Source organism: Liquorilactobacillus nagelii DSM 13675 (assembly GCF_019444005.1).
Lineage (GTDB): Bacteria > Bacillota > Bacilli > Lactobacillales > Lactobacillaceae > Liquorilactobacillus > Liquorilactobacillus nagelii.
In genome coordinates this window covers 1,298,980-1,321,885 of sequence record NZ_CP049304.1, presented here as the reverse complement: position 1 = coordinate 1,321,885, position 22,906 = coordinate 1,298,980, and the positions used below count along the sequence as shown (strand labels likewise).

General features: G+C 37.8%; 18 protein-coding genes and 1 pseudogene. 14 read left to right on the top strand and 5 right to left on the bottom strand.

Going from position 1 to position 22,906, the window contains the following annotated elements; genetic code table 11:
• Positions 1-23: 23 nt before the first annotated feature.
• On the bottom strand, positions 24-992 hold the full coding sequence (locus G6O73_RS06765; RefSeq protein ID WP_057886285.1) for an AEC family transporter: 969 nt from the start codon (positions 990-992) through the stop codon (positions 24-26).
• A 25-nt stretch (positions 993-1,017) separates the two neighbouring features.
• Positions 1,018-2,643, bottom strand: a complete 1,626-nt coding sequence (locus G6O73_RS06760; protein ID WP_057886284.1) for a malolactic enzyme — start codon at positions 2,641-2,643, stop codon at positions 1,018-1,020.
• 147 nt (positions 2,644-2,790) lie between these two features.
• Between G6O73_RS06760 and G6O73_RS06755 the strand changes: the two genes are divergently transcribed.
• The 11 genes from G6O73_RS06755 (at position 2,791) to G6O73_RS06705 (ending at position 14,056) form a co-directional block, all read left to right on the top strand.
• Positions 2,791-3,678, top strand: coding sequence for a LysR family transcriptional regulator (locus G6O73_RS06755; protein WP_057886283.1), 888 nt, complete (start codon positions 2,791-2,793; stop codon positions 3,676-3,678).
• A 74-nt stretch (positions 3,679-3,752) separates the two neighbouring features.
• Positions 3,753-4,958, top strand: coding sequence for an MFS transporter (locus G6O73_RS06750; protein WP_083478533.1), 1,206 nt, complete (start codon positions 3,753-3,755; stop codon positions 4,956-4,958).
• A gap of 54 nt (positions 4,959-5,012) precedes the next feature.
• A complete protein-coding gene (locus G6O73_RS06745) occupies positions 5,013-5,642 on the top strand; it encodes a histidine phosphatase family protein (RefSeq protein ID WP_057886281.1) in 630 nt (209 codons plus the stop codon).
• A 109-nt stretch (positions 5,643-5,751) separates the two neighbouring features.
• Complete coding sequence (locus G6O73_RS06740) at positions 5,752-6,651, top strand: EamA family transporter (RefSeq protein WP_057886280.1); 900 nt, start codon at positions 5,752-5,754, stop codon at positions 6,649-6,651.
• Positions 6,652-6,769: 118 nt separating this feature from the next.
• Positions 6,770-7,684, top strand: a complete 915-nt coding sequence (locus G6O73_RS06735) for a metal ABC transporter solute-binding protein (RefSeq protein ID WP_057886279.1) — start codon at positions 6,770-6,772, stop codon at positions 7,682-7,684.
• A 174-nt stretch (positions 7,685-7,858) separates the two neighbouring features.
• Positions 7,859-8,965: an ABC transporter ATP-binding protein gene (locus G6O73_RS06730; RefSeq protein WP_057886278.1), complete on the top strand. Its 1,107-nt coding sequence runs from the start codon at positions 7,859-7,861 to the stop codon at positions 8,963-8,965.
• Between the two features lie 46 nt (positions 8,966-9,011).
• Positions 9,012-9,884 (top strand): carbohydrate ABC transporter permease, encoded by an 873-nt coding sequence (locus G6O73_RS06725; RefSeq protein ID WP_224288292.1) that lies wholly within the window; start codon positions 9,012-9,014, stop codon positions 9,882-9,884.
• On the top strand, positions 9,881-10,705 hold the full coding sequence (locus G6O73_RS06720) for a carbohydrate ABC transporter permease (RefSeq protein ID WP_057886276.1): 825 nt from the start codon (positions 9,881-9,883) through the stop codon (positions 10,703-10,705). Before G6O73_RS06725 ends, G6O73_RS06720 begins: the two co-directional genes overlap by 4 nt.
• Complete coding sequence (locus G6O73_RS06715) at positions 10,705-12,051, top strand: ABC transporter substrate-binding protein (RefSeq protein ID WP_057886275.1); 1,347 nt, start codon at positions 10,705-10,707, stop codon at positions 12,049-12,051. Before G6O73_RS06720 ends, G6O73_RS06715 begins: the two co-directional genes overlap by 1 nt.
• A 145-nt stretch (positions 12,052-12,196) precedes the next feature.
• Positions 12,197-12,694: a PH domain-containing protein gene (locus tag G6O73_RS06710; RefSeq protein WP_057886274.1), complete on the top strand. Its 498-nt coding sequence runs from the start codon at positions 12,197-12,199 to the stop codon at positions 12,692-12,694.
• Positions 12,695-12,844: 150 nt separating this feature from the next.
• Positions 12,845-14,056, top strand: a complete 1,212-nt coding sequence (locus tag G6O73_RS06705; protein WP_219935161.1) for a PH domain-containing protein — start codon at positions 12,845-12,847, stop codon at positions 14,054-14,056.
• A gap of 299 nt (positions 14,057-14,355) precedes the next feature.
• Here G6O73_RS06705 and scrK read toward each other — a convergent pair whose 3' ends face one another.
• The 3 genes from scrK to G6O73_RS06690 are packed head-to-tail and all read right to left on the bottom strand — an operon-like array spanning position 14,356 to position 17,761.
• Positions 14,356-15,237, bottom strand: coding sequence for a fructokinase ScrK (gene scrK, locus G6O73_RS06700; RefSeq protein ID WP_057886272.1), 882 nt, complete (start codon positions 15,235-15,237; stop codon positions 14,356-14,358).
• 15 nt (positions 15,238-15,252) lie between these two features.
• The gene (locus G6O73_RS06695; RefSeq protein ID WP_057886271.1) at positions 15,253-16,251 is read right to left on the bottom strand and encodes a LacI family DNA-binding transcriptional regulator; all 999 of its coding nucleotides are present in this window, start codon (positions 16,249-16,251) and stop codon (positions 15,253-15,255) included.
• Between the two features lie 22 nt (positions 16,252-16,273).
• Positions 16,274-17,761, bottom strand: coding sequence for a sucrose-6-phosphate hydrolase (locus tag G6O73_RS06690; protein WP_057886270.1), 1,488 nt, complete (start codon positions 17,759-17,761; stop codon positions 16,274-16,276).
• Between the two features lie 210 nt (positions 17,762-17,971).
• On the opposite strand from G6O73_RS06690, the gene G6O73_RS06685 reads away from it, so the two are divergent.
• The 3 genes and pseudogenes from G6O73_RS06685 (at position 17,972) to asd (ending at position 21,564) form a co-directional block, all read left to right on the top strand.
• A complete protein-coding gene (locus tag G6O73_RS06685) occupies positions 17,972-19,909 on the top strand; it encodes a sucrose-specific PTS transporter subunit IIBC (protein ID WP_057886269.1) in 1,938 nt (645 codons plus the stop codon).
• Positions 19,910-20,049: 140 nt separating this feature from the next.
• A pseudogene (locus tag G6O73_RS06680) lies at positions 20,050-20,321 on the top strand (L,D-transpeptidase); the annotation flags it as partial.
• Between the two features lie 151 nt (positions 20,322-20,472).
• The gene (gene asd, locus G6O73_RS06675) at positions 20,473-21,564 is read left to right on the top strand and encodes an aspartate-semialdehyde dehydrogenase (protein ID WP_057886268.1); all 1,092 of its coding nucleotides are present in this window, start codon (positions 20,473-20,475) and stop codon (positions 21,562-21,564) included.
• Positions 21,565-22,906 lie beyond the last annotated feature (1,342 nt).

Sequence of the window (22,906 nt, the reverse complement as noted above, 5' to 3'; positions counted from 1 at the left end):
CGGCGCAGTTACCCTCCGCAACTTTAAATAAATTGTAAAATCCCCATTAAAATTGGTACGACTAAGATAAAGGCAACAGTACTGATAGTGACAATGTTAGTGGCATATTTGACATCACCATGAGCTTCATTAGCCAAAATTGGTAAAACAGCTAACATGGGAGTTGCCGATTGAACAACTAAGGTTTGTCGCATTAAGGCCGGAAGATTTAAACCGAAACCAGCACCGAATTTAATCAAGAAAATTAAAATGACAGGTGAAAGGACAAACCGACCCAGTAAGGCTAAGACGGAATCACGATCGAGCCTCATGTTATTTAAACCAGCATCTGCCAACACAATACCGATATAGATTAGTGAAAGCGGCGTGACTAGTGAACCAACATAAGTTAAGGTCTCGCCAGCAAAGTTAGGTACTGGTAGTTTCAAGAGCATCCAAAAAATGGCGACGATAAACCCGACTAATGGCATTGGCAAAATCTTTTTCCAATTAATTTCATGTTTCTTTTGGGTATTCTTATCAATCGTTGGATCATCATTTGAAATCAAGAAAACTCCGAAGGCCCAAGTCGAAACGGTATTAACTATATAATAAATTAAAAAATAAGTGGTCGCTTTATCACCAAATAGCGCATTGTTTAAGGGCATGCCAATAAATATCGTATTAGCATTGACAACGGCATTCATAAAAATTCCCCGGCGACCGGGTTGAATTTTTAAAACTTTAACAGCTATCCAAGCAATTAGATAACCGATAACCACAGCTAATGCCGGAAATAATAGCCCTGTCGACAAGCTTAGTAATTTATCACGTGTCAGATTTTTCATGACAGCCATAAAGATTGAAGCTGGTAAAGCAATCTTAGTAATCAGTGAGGATATATTTTTACCAAAATCATCAGAGAACCATTGCTTTTTTCGTAAAACATAACCGAGTGCCATAATTAAAACAATAACTGTGACACTTGAAACTGAAGTTAAAAAGACTCTCATTTTTTTCTCCCTTAGATAACATTTTTTAATATTTTGCTTCCCATTTTGTTTGAGCAATCGCTGTTTTAGCATCAGTCAGCTTTTCTTTGCTTAAACCTTGATCAATAATACTTTGAGCTACAACTTCAGCAATTGTTTGTGAAAATGCTTGTAATTTAGCTACTGGCGGCAAAACAGCAGCTCCTGGCAATGTAGCATCAACAATTCCACCTAAAGCGTGACTAGCAGCTGATAAAGTTTCGCCATTGATTACTTTTCCAGTTGCCGCAATTGCACCAAAACCAACTCCGGGATACATCAAAGCATTGTTTGCTTGACCAATTTGATAAGTAACACCATTATATTCGACATCAGCAGCTGGAATTCCGGTAGCGACTAAAGCTTTTCCTTTTGTCCATTTGATTAATTCTTCAGCTGTAGCTTCAGCTAAACGAGTTGGATTTGAAAGTGGGAAAATGACCGGACGTTCAGTATGAGCAGCCATTTCTTTAATAATTTCTTCGGTAAATGCCCCTGGCTGGGTTGAAGTTCCAATCATCACGGTTGGATGCACAGCTTTAACGACATTCGCTAAATTCGTTAATTGTTCACTGTTAGCAAATTCATTTCGTGAACGGACAAAAAGTTTTTGCCCAGGTGTCAAATCAGGAGTATCTTCAAAAAGCAAACCTTGTTGGTCAACTAAGTAAAAATGTTTGCGAGCTTCACTAGCGCTCAAACCTTGACGAATTAATTCATCCATTAACTGTTGAGCAATTCCAACGCCGGCCGTTCCCGCACCAAATGTTAAAAAGCGCTGGTCGGTAATTCTTTCTTTCGAGATATTCATTGCACCTAACACACCAGCTAAAACAACAATCCCAGTGCCTTGAATATCATCATTGAAAGTCAAAATTTTGTCTTGATATTTTTCTAAAATATTAGCGGCATTTGACCGACCAAAGTCTTCGAAGTGCAATAAACTTTCCGGAAAGAGTTTTTCAACGGCAGTGACAAATTTATCGATTAGTTGATAGTAACGTTCACCATAGATTCGTTCATGACGATTTCCCAAATACAATGGATCAGTTAATAAGGCTTGATTATTAGTTCCAGCATCGATTGATACCGGTAGAACCTGTGATGGATCAACTCCAGCAGCCGCGGTGTAAACCATCAATTTGCCAATCGCAATGTCAACTCCATTGACTCCCCAATCGCCCATTCCAAGGATTCCTTCAGCATCGGTTACTACAACTAAGCGAATATCATGACCACTGGCAGCATTTCTCAAAGCAGCTTCAACATTGTTTGGTTCATCAATTGAAACGAAAGCAGCTTCTTGTGGCTGAATGAACAATTCATTATATTGTTCAATTGACTCTGCGACGACTGGATCATAGACAATGGGCATAAATTCGACAATATGTTGTCCCATTAGGTAATAGAAAAGTGTCCGGTTGGTGTTAAAAAGATTCATCAGAAAAATTCTTTTTTCCAGCGGCTTTTCTTTACTTTGAAATTGACCGTAAGCTTGCTGGGCTTGTTCTTCAATAGTTTGGACAACTGCGGGCAAAGCACCGGTTAGGTTTAATTGCTTTCTTTCTGCCAGACTAAAAGCAGTGCCTTTATTAATAAAAGGGTTTTTTAAAATTGCTTGTGCATTATTCATGAAATTCCTCCTAAGGTTTATAACTTTTCAAAGAGTTGTTTTTGGCTATGGGGTAGGTATATCATAGAAAAAAATCTATAGTCAAAAATTAACTTTGCCATTAATAAAATTTATATGATAGAATGATTCCTTATAACGGAGGTACTCATGAATATTAAAGACTTAAAATATTTTCATCAGCTTATAAAAGATAAAAATTTTTCAAAAGTTGCAGCACATTTTTCAGTTAGCCAACCAACAATTACATTGGCGATTAAACGAATTGAAAAAAAGTTTGGCAGCCGACTTTTTATCCGCGATCAATCCCATCATGAATTACAGGTAACTGCTAGTGGCTATCAACTGGATGAACATATTCAGCAGGTGTTAAATGAAATGGCGACTGCTCAAAAAGAATTGCAAAGAATTAATAGCACGAAGATTTTGTTTGGTTTACCACCAATTATTGGCACCTATTATTTTCCAGCGGTAACTCCTGCTTTATTACGTCAAGGATTGATGAAAAACCTTGAAACCTTTGAAACCGGGTCAAAAGATATGTTGCAGTTGCTAATAAAAGGTTCTTTAGATTTAGCTCTAATAGCTTCGATGCAACCTATTGAACAACACCAAATTATGGCGCAAGTGTTTAAAAGTTATGATTTTAAAATTATTGTCAGTCCTAAACATCATTTAGCCCAACAGCCAAAAATTGCTTTTAAGGATTTAAAAAAGGAATCATTTATTGTTTTAAATGAGGGCTTTATTCATAACACGGCGTTTAAACGTCTTTGTCGCCAACATGACTTTCAACCAAATGTGGTTTATCAAACTAGTGATGTCCATGTTTTAAAAGCCATGGTTAAAGAAAATATTGGGATCGCTTTTTTAACTGAAATTGCAGTTCCAGCTAATGAAGAATTAGTTTCATTGGCCTTGGTTGATCCGCAACAGCCGCATTTCTTAATCTCGCTGGCTTATCGTAAAAATTATCATCTAGGCGAAATTCAACAAAAATTAATTAAAATTTTAACCTCAAAGGCTCAGCAAGAATAAACCACTGGTAATTTGTAAGTAATTTGTGTACGATAAAAAATGTTGTTAATTTTTAGAAAATTAGGGGTATTAAGTTGAAAACACTTAGATTTCAAAGCTTTGTTTTAGTTTCGTTATCATTTATTTTAGGCTTCAGTGAATTTATTATTGTCGGAATTATTAATGATGTTGCACAACAATTTTCGGTTTCGGTTGCCGCGGTCGGACTATTAGTGACTCTTTTTGCTGCAGTTTATGCGATTGCCACACCACTAATTAGCTTGTTGATTGGCAAGCATCGTTTATATTGGAGTCTGGTACTGTTAGTGACGATTTTTATTGCTGGTAATTTATTAACCGCTCTTGCTGGTAATTATATTGTTTTAGCTATTTCACGAATGCTGACAGCAGTGGTTTCCGGAGCAATTGTGTCCTTAGCGATTACTTTTGGATCATTTTTGGCACCGATGGAGAAAAGAGCTGGTTTGATTGCTTGGATTTTTTCGGGCTTTAGTATTGCGGCCGTTTTTGGTGTTCCAGTAGGTACTTGGATTAGCAGTTATACTAGTTGGCGAAATGTTTTTTGGCTGATTAGTTTGTTAGGAGTTGTGACGTTAATTTTAGCGATGAAATGTTTACCTGCTGGATTAAGACAGCAACAAACTCGCAACTTTTTCAGTCAGTTGGCAATTTTTGGTGATCGGCGCATCCGATTGGGCGTACTGTTACCAATGTTCAATTTAGCTGGGATTTATGTGTTCTACACATATTTACAACCGCTGTTTGCGCAAGCTTTGAAATTTCACAGCAATACAATTGCAGTTTTATTATTTGGCTATGGATTTATGTCTTTATTGGGTAATTTATATAGCGGCCGAATGGCTGATGAGAATGGTCTTAGTAAATTAACCGTTGTTTTTTTACTCCAAACTATTTTATTGGTAACTTTACCGGTGGTGCTTGGAAGTCGTTGGAGCGCCGTGCCAGTTATTATGTTTTTGGGTTTAACGATGTACCTGGTTAATTCACCAACGCAATTATTTTTCTTAGAAGTAGCTGAAAAAAATTTCCCACAATCTATGGTGTTAGCATCGTCGTTTAACTCGATTTTTGCTAATTTGGGAATTGCCATTGGCTCAGCTGTTGGAAGTTTGCTTTATTTGCATACAGGTTTAGTTGGAATTGGTCCTGGAGGAGCTTTCTTTGCGGCTTTGGCACTGTTGGTTAACCTAGTATTAACCCGCTTGAGACAAAGTTCAGCTGGTTATAAAAAGTTTTCCTCAAAAAACAAAAAGGTATAAAATATAAACGACCCTAGAGTTAAATTATGAAAGTTATAGTAAGAGGCTGAAAAAATGAAATTGTATTTTGTGCGGCATGGTTTGACAAAGATTAATCAAACAGCCTGTTTTAATGGTGGACAATCAGATTCACCGTTGACAACGGATGGGAAAAAGGCTGCTCTGAGTTTAGGAAAACAATTGCAACAAGTGAAGTTTGCAAACTGCTACAGCTCACCACAAAAACGAGCATTAACGACTGCTGAGTTAGTCATGTCGCAGAATAAAGTTACTCCTGCAACAACTCCGATTATTGTGCCGCAACTGCGAGAAATGAATTTGGGAGAGTGGGATGGCACGCCAATTAGTCAGCATCAGCATGAGGCCGCTTTTAATGATTACTTTCAACACCCGGCACGTTTTCCAGCTGAAAAAATTGGGGCTGAAAGTTATGTTGCGTTGGTTCGTCGCGGACAATTAGGGCTAAAAAAAATTCTTTTTGCTAATCAACGTCAGCTACGAACAACAAATTTATTGATAGTTAGTCATGGATTGTTATTAACAGCTCTAATTAAGTCTTTGCAAAATGTTGCGTTGGATGATTTTCGGCAAGATGGACTTGTGCCGACTGCTAGTGTAACAATCGTGCAAACCTTTGACGGCAAGAAATTTGAAACTTTAAAGTGGGGAGTTTCGGGAGACTAACTGGAATTTGAGTAATTGCTGTCACTTGATCGGCTGACTAATAGTCAATGTTAAGAACTGCGCAAAAATTTAGTTTTGCAGCAGCTCTTTTTTGAATAGGGGGAGTAAAATGGAAAGTTATCAGAAAAAAGGTCTGTTTTATGCAATTAGTAGTGGAATTTTGTGGGGAGCATCGGGAACGGTGGCACAATTTTTGTTTAGTGCAACCGAAATTACACCGGTTTGGCTAACCGGTATACGACTCTTATTTTCTGGAGGATTATTATTGCTTTTTCTGAAACTTTTTCGGCGGCAAAAAGTTAGTCATGTTTGGCAAAGTAAAACAAATCGCCAACAGCTATTTTACTTTGCCTTTTTTGGAGTAGTTCCGTCACAGCTCGCCTATTTTGAAGCGATTCATTATGGCAACGCTGCTACGGCAACCGTGATTCAATTTATTGGTCCATTGCTGATTGTTATTTATTTGGCAATTAGTCAACTGACTTGGCCGCGACGTAGTGATTTGTTTTGTATCATGGTAGCTTTTGCTGGAGTTTTCTTATTAGTTACTCGTGGAAGTTTAACTAGCTTAACGTTAAGTCCGGCCGGAATTTTTTGGGGATTTGGAGCTGCCGCTGGTCAAGCAGCTTATACTTTGTTGCCACGAAAATTACTACAAAGAAATGATACTGGTTTGATTGTTGGGTGGGCAATGTTGTTAGGAAGTTTGCCTTTTATACCATTGTTGTTGCGGACAAAAATTAAGTTAAGTATAACTGCTTATCCGGCAATTGCCTATGTTATAGTTGGAGGAACCTTATTAGCTTATCTGTTTTATTTACATAGCCTGAAATATCTTCAACCAGCTATTACAGGGATGCTAAGTTCATTTGAACCACTGACTGCGACGATTTTGGCGGTTGCTTTTTTAGGAGTTACGTTAAATGCAGCTGAAATTGCGGGGATTATGCTAGTTTTGGCACCTGCTTTTTTTCAAGCACTTGATCGAACAAAGAAGTTTCATTCCTAACTATTTAGCAAGAAAAAATTAAAATTTGTTAAAACGTAATTATTACTCTTTACAAGCCAATTTAGTTTGTTATACTGAAAACAGTAATTATTACTATTTGTTGTAGAGGAGAGATCAAATGTTTAGGAAAAAGTGGATTTTATTGTTGTCAATGTTATCATTGCTATTTGTTGCTGGGGGGTTAGCCGGTTGTTCCAATAGCAGTCAAAAGAGCAGCAGCAGTAAAAAAATTAAAGTTGTGGCTTCGGTTGATTTTTATGGTGAAGCTGCAAAAGCAGTCTTGGGTAACAAAGGAACTGTAACTTCGGTAATTAATGAACCAAGTATCGATCCACATGAATATCAGCCAACTAATAAAGTAGCCAAGGATGTTAGTGCAGCAAATGTCATTTTGTATAATGGAATTGGTTATGATAGTTGGATGACAAAATTAGCTAAAAACAATAGTTCAGCTACGGTTATCAGAGTTGGTGAAGATGTGTTACATAAAAAGACTGGTGACAATCCGCATTTGTGGTATCGAACACAGACAATGCCAGCTGTAGCTAATTATCTTGCTGCCAAATTTAGCAAATTACAGCCAAAAAACAGTGCTTATTTTAAAAAGAATGCCGAAAAATTCAATAAAACTTTAGCACCACTTTCAGCTAAAGTTAAACAGTTGAGTAAGAATAGTGATAATAAACTAGTTGATGTCAGCGAACCGGTTTTTGATTACTCTTTACAAGAATTAGGTTATAAAGAAAATAATACTGGCTTTGCAAAATCAGTTGAAGATGGTACTGATCCAGCTCCAAAAGATGTCAAAAATATGCAAAATGATATTAAACAGCATAAAATCGCCTTCTTTGTGCAAAATACCCAAGCAACTGACAAGACGGTTGGTAATTTAGTGAAATTAGCGAAGCAAAATAATGTTCCGGTTTTGCAAGTAACAGAAACTATGCCAAAAGGTAAAAATTACAAGCAATGGATGATGAGTCAATATCAGCAGCTTGAAAAAATTCAACAGCAAGAAACTACAAAAAAATAATTAAATAAAATTACGTTCAGACAGAGATGGGAATCTCTGTTTTTTTGTGCCCTAAAATTGTTCGTTTAGCTAATTTAAAGAATATTGAATCGTTACACAAACCTTACTTAATTAAGATTAGTTTCTTACATTACTTTTCTATACTAGAACTGTCTTAAAAAAAGGAGTGGTCAAATGTCGATTGAATTACAAGAAATTACTAAGAGTTATGCCGATAATTTGATTTTGCGAGATGTTTCGGTGCAAATTCAAACTGGTGAATTTTTCGCAATTGTAGGTCCTTCTGGTTGTGGTAAAAGTACGTTATTGCGGATGATTGCCGGCTTAATTCCAATCTCAGCAGGGGTTTTGAAAATTGATCAACAAGTTGCTAATCAACTGCCACCGCAGCAGCGAAAATTAACAATGGTTTTCCAAAATTATGCGCTTTTTCCTTTTTTAAATGTTCGTGATAATGTTGCTTTTGGTTTGAAGGCTAGAAAATTAAACCCAATTAAAATCGAAAGACGAGTTTCTGAGGCTTTGAAGTTGGTAAACTTAAGCGAATTTGCTGAACGTAAACCCCGAGAACTGTCCGGTGGGCAACGGCAGCGAGTAGCTTTGGCCCGGGCAATTGCCAGTGATGCCAAGATTTGTTTAATGGATGAACCGTTATCAAATTTAGACGCTCAATTAAGAGGCAAGATGCGCTCAGAAATTCGTGAATTGCAGCAGCGTTTGGGGTTAACTTTAATTTACGTCACTCATGATCAGATTGAAGCAATGACGATGGCGGATCGAATTATGGTTTTGAATGATCAGCAAGTTCAACAAATTGGGACACCAACTGAAATTTATCAACGACCGCAAAATACTTTTGTAGCTGGTTTCTTTGGTACTCCGCGGATTAATTTATTATCAGTCCAACATGCGGTTGCAGCTGATCTAATAGTTGATGAATATTTGAAAGTAGCTTTGAAAGATAATTTACCCGCTGGAAATTATTATTTAGGAATTCGGCCGAATGATTTGCAAGCTGATTTTACTAGTCCAACGACCAATGCTGCCTTACGCAATTTAGAATATCTAGGAACTCAATCAGTAATTCATGCTCAATTAGATAATGATCAATTGGTACGAATTACGGTGGACGGAAAATTAGATGTGGGTCTTAATCAAAGGCTGCTAGTAACCGCCAGACAAAATTTTATTATTTTCAATGACAAACAACAAGCCGTTTTATTTGCGGAAGGAGGGGAACAGTTTGGAGCAAGCAACCAACAACAATTCCAACAAGCTTAAACAATTACCACATGATTTAAGCAGCCTAAAGACAGCCAGTTATGATATTAATGCCCGTGATAGATTTCATGCAATTTGGTTTTTAGGACCTTCATTACTTGTCCTCGCAATTTTTGTTTTTTATCCAATGTTGCGGACATTATACTTAAGTTTGTTTTTAACAAATAATTTAGGCAAGCCAACCGTTTTCGTTGGCTTACAAAACTACTTGAGTCTCTTAACGTCAAGTTCATATCTAGCTAGCTTACAAGCAACCTTTATTTATGTGATTGCTGTTTCAGTTTTAACCTTAATTTTGGGGTTGCTGCTAGCACAGGCAGCTTCTTTTAAAGTTAAAGGCAGCAGTTTTTTTCGCACCGTTTTTTCTGGAACCATGGGAGTTTCGGTTTCGGTTGCCGCAATTTTTTGGTTGTTCATGTTTAACCCATCAATTGGTCTGTTGGATCAGATTGCCAGTGCACTTAACTTACCAGTTATTAATTGGTTGACTCAACCAGGCTGGGCAATGACCGCAATTGTTATTAGTACTGTTTGGATGAACCTAGGCTTTACTTTTTTAATTCTTTTTGGTGCTTTACAAACAGTCCCAGTTAATTTGTATGAAGCTGCTCAAATTGAGGGAGTCAGCAAAACCTATCAATTTTTCCATATTACCTTACCAATGATTTCACCAACTGTCTTCTTCGTATCAATTATTACGTTGATTGAGTCGTTTAAAAGCTTTGGCTTGATTGATTTGATGACTGCTGGAGGACCAAACAATGCAACTAATTTATTGGTTTATCGCATTTATCAGGACGCATTTTTAAATGGAAATTATGGCTTAGCTAGCACTGAATCGGTCATTCTCGCAATTATTATTGCTCTGTTTACCTTTTTGCAGTTCAAAATTTTAGAAAAGCGGGTGACTTATCAATGATTGAAGCACATTCAAAACGTCAAAAGGTTTTAGAATATACCGTTTTACTGTTGTTGACCGTCTTTATCTTGATACCATTTGCGCTAGGTTTTTGGACAAGTTTCTTACCGACGGCTGATATTTCGAAAGGTGCGCTGTGGAGCAGCCATTTATCATTTGATAATTATGTTGCGGCAATTACTCAGACACCGATTATTCGTTATTTATTTAACAGTTTAGTTATTTCATTATTAACAATGCTGGCTCAACTGCTCTTTTGTTCAATGAGTGCCTATGCCTTTGTCTTTTTAAAGTTCAAAGGACGCGATGGCTTGTTTTACTTGGTTTTAGCGACGATGATGTTGCCGTTTGAGGCGGAAGTTATTCCAAATTTTGCGACAGTTCGGAGTTTGAATCTGTTAAATCATTATGCGGTGATGGTTGTGCCATTCTTGACTTCAGCTTTTGGAATTTTTATGTTGCGGCAAGCATTTTTGCAGATACCAGCGGAAGTGAAAGAAGCAGCCGATGTCGAAGGATTATCCCATTGGCAGTTCTATGGCAAAGTAGTCTTGCCATATAGTCGGATTAGTTTATTGACCTTAGCAGCCTATAGTTTCTTGGCTAGCTGGAATCAGTATCTCTGGCCGATGCTGACAACATTTAGTGATAATTTTCGACCAGTTCAAGATGGTTTGCGGCAGTTGCAGTCACAAGAAACATTTAATAATTGGGGGATGATTCAAGCAAGCGCTGCAATTGTAGTTATCCCAACATTATTGGTTTTATTTATTGGACAGCATTATTTTAAATCTGGCTTGAATGAAGGAGCGGTCAAATAATGAAAATACGCCAAGTTTTGCTGAAAACTTTTGGGGTTGCTGCTGCAATTTTAACAATTGGGAGTTTTTCAGCAACTCAAGTCAAAGCAACAACTACTGGAAGGACAAAGGTTGTTTTTTGGAATGAAATGACGGGGCCGGCTCAAATACAGTTGAATAAATTTGTCAAAGAATTTAATCAATCGCAAACGAAATATCAAGTAGTTTCTCAATTTGAAGGAAGTTATAATGAAGCTGTACAAAAAATATTGAACACCCATGGAACAGACGCTTCACCAGCAGTTTTTCAATCAATGGATGTTTCGACTAGTCAAATTTATCATAGTGGCTATACGACTCCAGTTCAAAAGTTTATTGACCAGGATCACTATGATATTAGCAAAATTTCTTCGGTAGCACGTGCCTTTTATTCACAAAATGGTAAACTGTTATCAATGCCATTTAACACTTCACAGCCTGTACTGTATTACAATGCGACGCTGTTAAAAAAATATCACATCACTCCACCGCCAACGGATCCCAGTTATAGTGATATTACGCGCGTTGCTACTCAGCTTTATCAGCGTTCACATAAACAAGTTAAAGGGCTGAGCATTGAAATTTATGGCTGGTTTTTCGAACAGTTCTTAGCTAATGCTGGCGAATCAATGGCTAATCAAGCTGATGGTCATGATGGCACACCAACCAAAGTTAATTTTACCTCTTCGGGAGCTATTAAAACGATGAAGTGGATTCAAGAAAATATAAAGTCGGGAGCATTAATGAATTTTGGCTCTGGTTCAAGTGCTTCGGCCAATGAGATGGCAGCATTTTTATCTGGAAAGCTAGGAATGTTTCTCCAGTCCTCAGCTTCTCTTAGTCAATTAACAGTTGGAGACAAAGATAAATTGGGAGTTACTTATTATCCTCATCCCGATGGTCAAAAAGCCAACGGGGTAGCAATTGGCGGGGCATCGTTGTGGATTTCTAACGATAAGTCTTCAACAGTTCAGCATGGTTCGTGGGAATTTATCAAGTTTTTGATGAAGGCTAAAAATCAAGCACAATGGCAGGTAGCAACTGGATATTTAGCTCTAAACAAAGATTCACAACAAGAAAAAACTTTACAGAAGCTATATCAAAAGGTACCAGCGGCTAAAGTACCGGGAGAACAGCTTAGGAAAACAGAACCGAACAAAACTAATTCGGGAGTCTTTTTGCAAGGATTAATTCAAGAGAGAACTTTAACTCAGACAGCAATGGATCAGATTTATAATGGTTCCAACATTAAGACATCTTTACAAGAAGCTGAGAAAGCTATGAATAGTTACCTTAAATCAAACAACTTAGCTAATGGGGTAAAATAAGCAGTTGATTAGTTTTAAATAATTTAAGCATCTTTTCCGAAATTAACGGTGAAGATGCTTTTTTAGACTCAAAAACTAGAAATTTTTTTGAGTTTATTGAAAATAATTGATACAATTAACTAAAATAGGAAAGTAGGTTGTTTATTTGAACATTAGTGACTATCCGCTGCTGACTTGCCAATTGCCACAGAAAATTAAAAAAGTGTGGTTAGCTCAAGCAATTATTAGCTTTCTTTTAAGCGTCTTAATTTTACTGGTACTTTATTGGGTGGCAGAAAAGTTTTTTTCCTGGTCTTGGGTGCCATTAGCCGGTATGATTTTAGCGGTAATTTTTTTATTAATGCTGGTTAGCGAAATAATCTTAATTCCTTACCGCTATGCATTTGACCGTTTTCAAATTAATTCGAGTGAATTAGCTTTACAAGAAGGGTTCTTCTTTCGCAAAACAACTTTTGTCCCGATTATTCGTATTCAACACGTCGAAATGCATCAAGGACCACTAATGAGGACACAGCACTTAGCTTCTTTAATTATTCATACGGCGGCAACCACTCATGAAATACATGGTTTAACTTTAAATGATGCCAGTCGTTTTCGCGAACAAATCATCGAATTAGTTCAGGCGGTGAAAGAAGATGTCTGATTTTGAAAGATTGCACCCGATGATGATTATCCAGCGATCTTTTCAGTTAATGCGGTCTTTTTCATTTGTCCTTTTTATCTTACTAGGCACATTTTGGAACAATTGGACTAGATTACTGCTGGGGTAGTGGTTTTATACGTAGTCTGCGGGTTGTTGGCGGGCTATGAGTGGTTTTTCTTCAAATATTTGATTGCAACGGATCGCTTGATTATTACCAAAGGCTGGTTAGCAAAAAAACAAATTGAAGTTCCTTATCAAAGAATCCAAACGATTCATCGTCAAACACTGTTTTTTCTAAAACCATTTAAGATTTCTAGTTTGATAATTGAAACAGCAGGTGCAGGCGGTGGCAATGAAACCTTGTTAGCAGTTAAAGAGCGAGTTTATCTGCAATTGCAACAACATCGGCAAGCTAAGCAAGTTGGCGCTAAAGCAAAATTAGTTACTGAAGTTGAGCCGCAATATCAAATTACGGCAGCAGCTATCTGGAAATTCACCTTCACTGATGGTGGTATTTTTGCAATGTTATTTGCGGCGTTAACGTTAATCGATCAAGTAAAGACCTATCTACCGAACGGGTTGCTTGATCATGAGTGGAAGAATGTTCTTAATTACGGAATAACTGCAATTTTATGTTTGTTAGGAATTTTTATGGTGTTGTTAATGACAGTTACACTTCTTAAGAACTTATTACGTTATTACCATTTTGAAGTTTGGCGAGAAGGTGAAAATCTGATCGTTAGGCGTGGATTTTTTAACCGAGATACATTGACCGTGCCATTACATCGTATTCAAGCTTTGCAATTTCGGCAAACCCTTTTGCGAAGATTACTACATTTAACCAGCGTTGAACTGATTTTAGCAGCTGGTAAGAATACAGGTGAAGACGAAGGAATTAACGACGACACCTTTTATTTACTGCCAATCATCGCTGACCAGCGAGTGTTTCCGCTTCTACAGCAATTAATGCCAGAATGGAAACTTGTTTCACCGCGATTAATTGATTTAAAACCAGCCAATCGATTATATTTTTTACGTTTTCCAGGACTTTTTTGTGGCGCTTTAATAATTATTGGCGCCTGGATTAATATATATTTGGCAATTGGCGCTGTCGGACTGACAGCTTTAGTTTTAGGGTATCTTTGGTGGGCAGCAGGATACCAGCAAGCTGGGAAAATTAATTCCAAGCTTTTAACTTATCGGACGGTGCAAGCTGCCAACATTGTTACTTTGATTACACCGACAAATAAAATTCAGCAGACTTCTATTCAATTCATACAGGTTACTGGTTATATTCAACTGGTATTGGGCATTTTAGCCTGGAAATTAAAGCTGGTCAGAGTGCCCGCAAGGTTAAATTAAAGTATCTTGACTTAACAAGCTGTCATTATTTAGCTCAATTATCGAGAATAAAAAGCACTATTTGACTAAATTGCTTTTTATTCGGTATATATGTTCAATAAAAAAAATAGCTTTTAATTTAATGAACCTTGGCTAAGAGAAAAGACAATAAATAACCCTTCAACATCGATAATCAAGATATTGAAGGGTTATTTATTGTAAAATTCAAAGAATGATTTTTTTCATTCATCATCAATTAGAGGATCTCTGGTCAGCACTAATACAGGTTGACGATGACTTGTCTCTTGCTGATCTTAAGTTTAATAATTATTTTCGAGCTCTTTAGCTGCTAAAGCAAAATCTCCCAGCGTAGCCGAACCATTGTCAGCTACTTTAGGCATTACAATGTAGTCTTCTAATTTTCCAACTTCAATGTAGTCATTCATAAGTTCTTTAAATTGCTGCCGAACCTTTTGCAGAAAAGTTTCGCTGGATACACCGCCGCCAATAATAATTTTAGCAGGGCGGAAAGCCAAGGTAGTTTGAATAGCAGCCTGTGCAACATAATAGGCAATGATATCCCAGGTTGGATCCGTCAAAGGAACATTTTGCCCTGCAATGCCCAAACGAGCTTTAAATGTTGGACCAGAAGCTAGTCCTTCTAAGCAATCACCATGAAATGGACAAGTTCCGTCAAAATCTAAATCGGCTGGATGACGTTTGACATAAACGTGACCAAGTTCCGGATGACCTTGACTACCAATAAAGTGTCCATCATTGACAATTCCGGCACCAATACCGGTTCCAACAGTATAATAAACTAAAGAGTCGAGCGGTTCATTTGCTTGCTGATAAGCAACCCATTCGCCATAAGCTGACCCATTAACATCAGTTGTCCAATAGACAGGGACGTTTAAAGCTTTCTGAATTGGTCCAACAAAATCAGTGTCTTTCCAGCCTGGCTTTGGTGTTGAGGTTACAAAGCCATAATTGGGGGCACTTCGTCTAATTTCAATCGGGCCAAAAGAAGCGATCCCAATGGCACTAAGATCGGCAAACTGTTGAAAAAATTCAATTGAATTTTTAATAGTTGTTGCTGGATCTGTAGTTGGAAAGGTTACTGATTGTTTAACTTGATAGTTTTGGTCACCGACGGCACAAACAAATTTGGTGCCACCAGCTTCGATACTGCCTAAAAGCATGTTATTTCCTCCTGATTATTCATCTAAATTAAATGTTGATTGACTGCGCAGTAATTTAACTGGCAGGACATATTGCATTTGTTCTAACGGTTGATCAGCATGGTCAATACGTTCAACCAGCAAGTTTACCAATAATGAAGCAAGATCATCAATTGGCTGGACAATTGTCGATAGCTCTGGATGATATTCTTGGATAAAGGCGGTTCCATCAAAACCGACGACTTTTAAGGATTGCGGAACCGCAATTCCTAATTTTTGTGCAGCTTGCAAAACTAAGATTGCTGTCAAATCATCGGTACAGACGATGCCATCCGCATGATGTTGTGTCAGCATTTTTTTGATCGATAAAGATTTCAAGGTTGGTGATTCATCAAAAGCAACGGCGTGAATATGCGGGGTTAACTTTAATTTGGTAATTGTCTGTTGATAGCCTTGTAATCGTAAATCAGTCGGATTACCAATCTGATGTGGATTCCCTAAAAAATAAATATGCCGAGCGCCAGCTTGATAGAGTTCTTGTGTTGCCAGTGCTGTCCCACGCAAATTATCACTGCTGACAATTGGAATTTTATCAGATAGACGTCGGTCAAATGAGACGATTGGCAAACCAACTTTGTTATACTCATCAATTCCTAAATTATGAGTTCCCGCTATAATCCCGTCAACCTGATTAGCAATCAACATCCGTAAGTAATCGCGCTCTTTTTCCTTATTGTCTGCACTATTACACAAAATAATTTTGTAGTTTTGGTTAAAGAGCCTGTTCTCAATTCGTTCAACCAGTTCTGCAAAAAATGGGTTGGTAATCGAAGGAAAAATTACACCGATCAATAAAGTTTTCTTACCATGCAAGGACCGAGCTAAAGAATTTGGCTGATAATTCAAATCTCGCATCGCTTGAAAAACTTTATCTTTGGTTTGCTGGCTTAGATAGCCGTAATTATTAATTACGCGTGAAACGGTTGTGACAGAAACTCCGGATCTTGCTGCAACATCGGTCAATTTCGGACGCACTTAAAAGTCTCCTTTAATGGGTTTATTCTGCTAACTGCCACCAACAACCATTATAAATTATTTCTTGGTCGGCTTCTAGGGTAATTTGTTTAGCTGCTTGTAATTGTGGGAAAATTCGCTGACTAAAAACAAATTCACCATGATTAACGAAAATTTCGCAAATTGAATTGTCTACAAAAATATCCAAGAATAAAGGATGATGAGCTGTCAGTTCAACTTGGCGTTTGGTGCCATAGTCGAGTGCAAATTGTTGACCAGCTTGAGAGCGATCAACTTCTAAGTGTGCGGCTTGGTTAGTGTTGAAATTAATTTTAAATCCTTGTTTTTGGGACTGATCGCGGAATAGTTGCAGTGAGCCTTGGATGTCAGCTGGAAGATTCAACTGCAATTCATATTGTTGACCAGGTTTTTCTACAAGAGTTTTTTCTTGAGCTGGCGCTACTTTATCCCTTAGTAAGGACTGCTTTTGACGCAATTTCTTGATTGCTGGAACTGGTTGTTGGTAAACTCGTCCATTTTTCAGAGTTAATTGTTTAATTAAGCTTAGACAATGAGCCCAGTTTTCTTGGTCAGTTGGATACTCAATGTCAGGCAAGCCTAACCAGCTGACCAAATAAGCTTTACCATCAGGAGCATTAAAAGCTTGGCTGGCATAAACATCAAAGCCATGGTCTAATAGGGCCAATGATTGGTTAGATTTAAACTCGGCTTGACTTAAGTCGCATTGTTGACCGATCAAATAGGTATTTGGATAAATATTTTGGTAATCAAGCAATTTTTTGTCCAAACCTTGAGGACAAAAAATCAATACTGGCTGTTGGTTGATCCAAATTAAATTTGGGCACTCAATCATATAACCCAAATTTTGCTTACTGAAATTTAGATATCCACAATCTTGCCAATCTGTTAGATTGTCTGAGGTAAATAAAGCAATTTTTCCTTGCTGATCCGTTGCATTCTGAGCTCCGAGCAGAGCATAGTAATGACCAGCTTTTTCTAATAATTGGGGATCGCGAAAATGATCAGTTGTATGATTGGGCTGACCAAAAAGCGGTTGCTTTAACTTAGTAATGTGATTGTCTTGATCCATCCAGGCACCGTTTTGATAGGGGTGGCGTGTCCAGCTCTGGTCACGGACATTGCCAGTGTACATCAAAAATAGGCGGTCACCGATCACATGAGCTGATCCTGAATAGACTCCTTGAGCGTCGTAAGGAGTATCCGGCAAGAGTGCAGGTCCTAGATCTTTCCAAGTAACTAAATCATCTGAAACTAAATGAACCCAAGATTTTAATCCATGAACCGGACCATAAGGGAAAGATTGATAAAATAAATGCCATTGGCCATTGAAAAAACTGAAACCGTTCGGATCATTTAACAATCCCGAAGTCGGAGCAGTGTGATAACGCGGCCGATAAGCTGAGGTAGCAGTTTGCTGCCGAATTTTTTCTAAATAATCTGCGGGCCACTGGTTGTAAGGTAAGTAGCGTTGCTTGCGTGTCCATTCCATCTATATAATCTCCTTGAAACCGTTATCTTTTTAATAGTCATATTTTAGCGGAATATTGGCTTTCTGTCAATCGAAAGTCAACTATAACTCTATTAAAACAAAGATTTTTCAAAAAAATAAAACATTTTTCTGATAAACGATTGACATACGAAAAAAATCAGGTATTATTGAGAATGTAATATAAAACGTTTTCAAAAGGAGTTGTTAATTATGGATCACAAGCAAGTAGCGACTGATGTGATTAAGGCATTGCATCAAGATAATATCGTTGCTGCAGCTCATTGTGCCACTCGATTGCGGCTAGTTTTAAAAGACGACGCTAAGATTGATCAAGCAGCCTTGGATGATAATCCTGGAGTTAAGGGTACTTTCAAAACTAATGGTCAGTACCAAATTATTATTGGACCAGGTGATGTTAACAAGGTTTATGATGAGATGATCAAGCAAACAGGTTTAAGCGAAGCATCCACCGAGGATTTGAAGCAAGTCGCCGCGAAAGGTAAACGCTTTAATCCGGTAATGGCATTTATTAAATTATTATCTGATATTTTTGTTCCAATTATTCCAGCCTTGGTTGCCGGTGGTTTGTTGATGGCTTTGAACAACTTTTTGACTTCACAAGGTTTGTTTGGACCCAAAGCACTAGTGGTAACTTATCCGGCAATTAAGGGTATTTCAGATATGATCCAAGTTATGTCGGCAGCACCATTTATCTTTATGCCGATTTTAGTTGGTATTTCAGCTGCCAGCCGTTTTGGAGCAAATCGTTTCCTAGGTGCTGCTGTTGGGATGATTATGACAACGCCCGGCTTAATTGAAGGCAAGTATTGGAATATTTTAGGGATGCATGTTTCACAAAATAATTATCAATATCAAGTTATCCCTGTTTTAGCAGCAGTTTATATTTTGTCTGTTTTAGAAAAATGGTTGCATAAAAAATTGCCGGCTGCGGTTGACTTTACCTTTACGCCGTTGATTTCATTAATGGTAACCGGCTTTTTAACCTTTATTATTGTCGGACCAGTGATGCGCAGTTTGTCAGACGCAATTACTGCCGGAATTGTTTGGTTGTATGACACGTTAGGCTTTGTGGGAACTGGTATTTTTGGTTTAGTTTATTCGCCGATTGTTCTGACTGGTTTGCATCAGGCTTTTCCAGCGATAGAGACGCAATTGATTGCGGCATTTACGCAAAACCATACGGGATATGGTGATTTTATTTTTGTGGTAGCTTCAATGGCTAACATTGCACAAGGTGCTGCTTGTTTTGCAATTTTTATGTTAACAAAAAACAAGAAAATGAAAGGACTCGCTTCTTCTGCAACTGTTTCAGCTTGCTTAGGAATTACTGAGCCGGCATTGTTTGGGGTTAACTTGAAGTATCGTTTTCCATTCTTCTGTGCGTTAATTGGTTCAGGCGTAGCGTCGGCAATTGCTGGATTTATGCATGTTATTGCAGTTTCATTAGGTTCAGCTGCATTTCTTGGCTTCTTATCAATTGATGCAAAATCTATTCCAATCTACATCTTATGCGAATTGATTAGTTTTGCTGTGGCTTTCACATTGACTTTCTTATATGGTAAAAAGAATGCGCATTTAATTGATCCTGTGCCAGTCGTTGGCGCAACTGAACAAACTAAAGTTGAAAAAAAAGCTGTTGCAGTTGCAAAAAAACAATTAAGTCTACATGATGAAGTAATTGCTGCACCCGTAGCCGGTCAAACTAAATCTTTGAGCGAAGTTAATGACAAAGTTTTCTCAGCCAAATTAATGGGTGATGGAACAGCTATTGTTCCTGAAAGTGGTGATCTTTTTGCACCGGTAAATGGTGAAGTTACTGTGACTTATGATGATAGTAAACATGCATATGGATTTAAATCAGATGATGGGGCAGAAGTTTTGCTGCACATCGGGATTGACACAGTTGAATTAAAGGGTAAATACTTTGAAACAAGTGTGACCCAAGGACAACGGGTAAACGAGGGACAAAAAATTGGCAGTTTTGATTTGGCCGGAATTAAACAAGCTGGGTATGATCCAACTGTAATGATAGTAGTTACCAATACGGCAGACTATGCCAGTGTTGATCGAATAGACGTTAAGACAGTAAAACCTGGCGAAAAAGTTGTCTCTGTTACGGCACGTTAGATATGAAGTGTGATCATATTTTAATAAAGTAAGGGGCAACTAAAAAACGCTACAATTTTGTAGCGTTTTTTGTTTATCCTTTTTTAAAATGTTTGCAATTTTAATTTTAAAACTATATTCTAAAATTAATTGGGGGAATTAATAATCGGACACCGCGAGGAACCTATTATATTCAATCTGAACGTGGCGAACATTTTTATAGTGCATCCGTCGGTGAAGGGGCAAATTATTATATTTCGTGGCTTTATCATGGGTTATATCTCCAACAGATGCCCAGGGAAACTATTTACCGGATGTTGCAAAGAATTTAGGTGTTAAACCATCTTCACACGGGTGTATTCATTTATCCGTAGCTGATTCAAAATGGTTTTATGAAAATATTCGTTATGGCACTAAAGTAGTTATCAGTTAAATTCAAAGCAGCAACCGTGATTAGCAAGCTAAGCTAGTATCACGGTTTTTTATATCGCCAAAGAAAAACTAAATATTGTCATTTTTTAATTGATTTTTAATGCGACTTAATTATATGATAGTTGATGTAAAAATAAAGCGAGGTTATCAAAATGAGTGAAAAATTAAAAGTAGGTATTTTAGGTGCCACTGGAATGGTAGGTCAGCGTTACATTACCTTGTTAGCCGACCATCCTTGGTTCGATGTTGTTTTAGTAGCGGCTAGTCCCCGCAGCGCTGGTAAGACTTATGGACAAGCAGTTGCCGGACGTTGGAAAATGGAAGAAGATATTCCAGCTAAAGTTAAAGATTTAAAAGTGTTAGATGTTAATCAAGTAACAGAGATCGCCGCTCAAGTTGATTTTGTTTTTTCAGCTGTCAGCATGTCAAAAGCTGAAATTCGTCAAATTGAGGAAGAATATGCTAAAGCTGAAATACCGGTTGTTTCCAATAATAGTGCTCATCGTTGGACACCAGATGTTCCAATGATCGTTCCGGAAATCAATCCAGAACACAGCGAGGTGATTAAGTATCAGCGCGAACGTCTAGGTACTAAGCGTGGTTTTATCGCGGTTAAGCCGAACTGCTCGATTCAAAGCTATGCTCCAGCATTGACTGCTTGGCGGAAGTTTGAACCAACTCAAGTTGTCGCGACTACCTATCAAGCAATTTCAGGTGCTGGTAAAACTTTTAAAGACGCTCCAGAAATTTTAAATAACGTAATTCCTTTCATTAGTGGTGAAGAAGAAAAATCAGAAAAAGAACCAATGAAGATTTGGGGTTACGTTGATCCACAAAAAAAAGAAATAGTGCCAGCCACTGCACCAGTTATTACTAGCCAATGCTTGCGGGTTGCGGTATTGTACGGACATACCGCGGCAGCGTTCGTCAATTTTAAACAAAAGCCAAGTAAGGAAGAATTAATTGCTGCATTGGAAGCATATAGTGGGGTTCCACAAAAATTAAATTTGCCGAGTGCGCCTAAGCAATTCATTCAATATTTAACTGAAGATGACCGCCCCCAAGTACGTTATGATGTTAACTTTGAACACGGCATGGGCATCTCGATCGGTCGTTTGCGTCCAGATAAGATATTTGATTGGAAGTTTATTGGCTTATCACATAATACTGCTCGTGGTGCTGCTGGTGGTGCCATTTTATGTGCTGAATTGTTGAAAGCTCAAGGCTACATTAGTGCTAAATAATTAAATGCAGTTAACTAAAAAATGTTTCAGCGCTGTTTATTTCCGCCGATATAAGTATGAACAATAAAATGTGTTAAAATAAGGGATTTTTGTGGTGTTTTAGTCGGGATAAAACAATCTTAAATCGGGTGAATTTGGCTGAACTGTCCCCAAAAATAAGAAGCACAATTGCTGGTCTTTCAAGCAATTGTGCTTCTTTAACAGTTAGAAAAACTACCAAATTATATTAATAATTAAGAGATAATACAAAAGCTTTCTTCTTTGTCCCAGTGGTGATTGTGTTGGCGTAGCCTTCTTTGGATTGACTTCGATTGTTGAAATTATTCTTGGGTCTCAATTTGAATTTTACAATCACGTTTCAAATGTTATATTGTGGCATAATGACGTTTGAAATGTGAGGTGGAAATGATGCTCAATTTAATAGAAGCAAAATAATGGGCAAGTAACGACTGTGGACGCAAGAAAACTTGGTATTAACCCGCATCTACTTATTGATCTTGCAAACCGTGGAAAGTTGGAGCGAGTGGTGCTATACATTGGCCCAGCGATATTTGAAGACGACATGTACATTCTGCAATATTGCCTTAGCAAAGGAATTTATTACAAAGAGACTGCACTGTTTTTGCATCACATAATCGACCGAACGCCGAATTGCTATCAAATAAATTTTTCCCTTGACTACTATCCAAGTTCAATCGGTGAGTTTCCTGTGCGGGTCTATCATCAAAAAAGTAGAGTGGCACGAACTAGGAATTGAGGAGGTATTATCGCCAGGACAACACAAGTTGGTCTACAACATAGAACGAACCCGCTGTGATAAATTGCGAATGCGCGATTCATCAGGTTCAGAAACTATCCGTCAAGCGATGATCAGCTATTCTTAGTTAAAGCAAAAAGATACTGGGCGTCTGGTACGCTATGCTGACCTATTCAAAGTCAGAGAAAAAATCAACAACTACATGGGGGTGTTGCTATGAGACTCGGCTTTTCAAACGGATAGCAGTTCAAGGCCAAAGTACGTAACTCCTCGCAAAACAATTGATTCCCAAGTCTTGATGCAAGAGGTGGTATTAGATGAGATTGTGGATCGTATTTCTCGTTTGCTTTACCGGAATAACTTGATTATCAAGGATGGGTTTCTAGTAGCGTCAATGATAGGCATTGATACGCGGTCTGGTCGCGAATCCCACCCAGCGATAAACATGTGCTGGTAGCGCGTCGTAGTACCAAGCCACGGTTTCTATTAGATATATGAAAGTCATGTTCACAGGTTATATTAGCGATGGGCAATACACTACCGATGATGTCGTAAAGTGATGCCATGTCCTTTAATGTATAAAAT

Coding starts and splice junctions, on each gene's coding strand:
- G6O73_RS06765 (WP_057886285.1), bottom strand. CDS start 992: ATGAGAGTCTTTTTAACTTCAGTTTCAAGTGTCACAGTTATTGTTTTA.
- G6O73_RS06755 (WP_057886283.1), top strand. CDS start 2,791: ATGAATATTAAAGACTTAAAATATTTTCATCAGCTTATAAAAGATAAA.
- G6O73_RS06730 (WP_057886278.1), top strand. CDS start 7,859: ATGTCGATTGAATTACAAGAAATTACTAAGAGTTATGCCGATAATTTG.
- G6O73_RS06745 (WP_057886281.1), top strand. CDS start 5,013: ATGAAATTGTATTTTGTGCGGCATGGTTTGACAAAGATTAATCAAACA.
- G6O73_RS06735 (WP_057886279.1), top strand. CDS start 6,770: ATGTTTAGGAAAAAGTGGATTTTATTGTTGTCAATGTTATCATTGCTA.
- G6O73_RS06715 (WP_057886275.1), top strand. CDS start 10,705: ATGAAAATACGCCAAGTTTTGCTGAAAACTTTTGGGGTTGCTGCTGCA.
- asd (WP_057886268.1), top strand. CDS start 20,473: ATGAGTGAAAAATTAAAAGTAGGTATTTTAGGTGCCACTGGAATGGTA.
- G6O73_RS06720 (WP_057886276.1), top strand. CDS start 9,881: ATGATTGAAGCACATTCAAAACGTCAAAAGGTTTTAGAATATACCGTT.
- G6O73_RS06690 (WP_057886270.1), bottom strand. CDS start 17,761: ATGGAATGGACACGCAAGCAACGCTACTTACCTTACAACCAGTGGCCC.
- G6O73_RS06760 (WP_057886284.1), bottom strand. CDS start 2,643: ATGAATAATGCACAAGCAATTTTAAAAAACCCTTTTATTAATAAAGGC.
- scrK (WP_057886272.1), bottom strand. CDS start 15,237: ATGCTTTTAGGCAGTATCGAAGCTGGTGGCACCAAATTTGTTTGTGCC.
- G6O73_RS06740 (WP_057886280.1), top strand. CDS start 5,752: ATGGAAAGTTATCAGAAAAAAGGTCTGTTTTATGCAATTAGTAGTGGA.
- G6O73_RS06685 (WP_057886269.1), top strand. CDS start 17,972: ATGGATCACAAGCAAGTAGCGACTGATGTGATTAAGGCATTGCATCAA.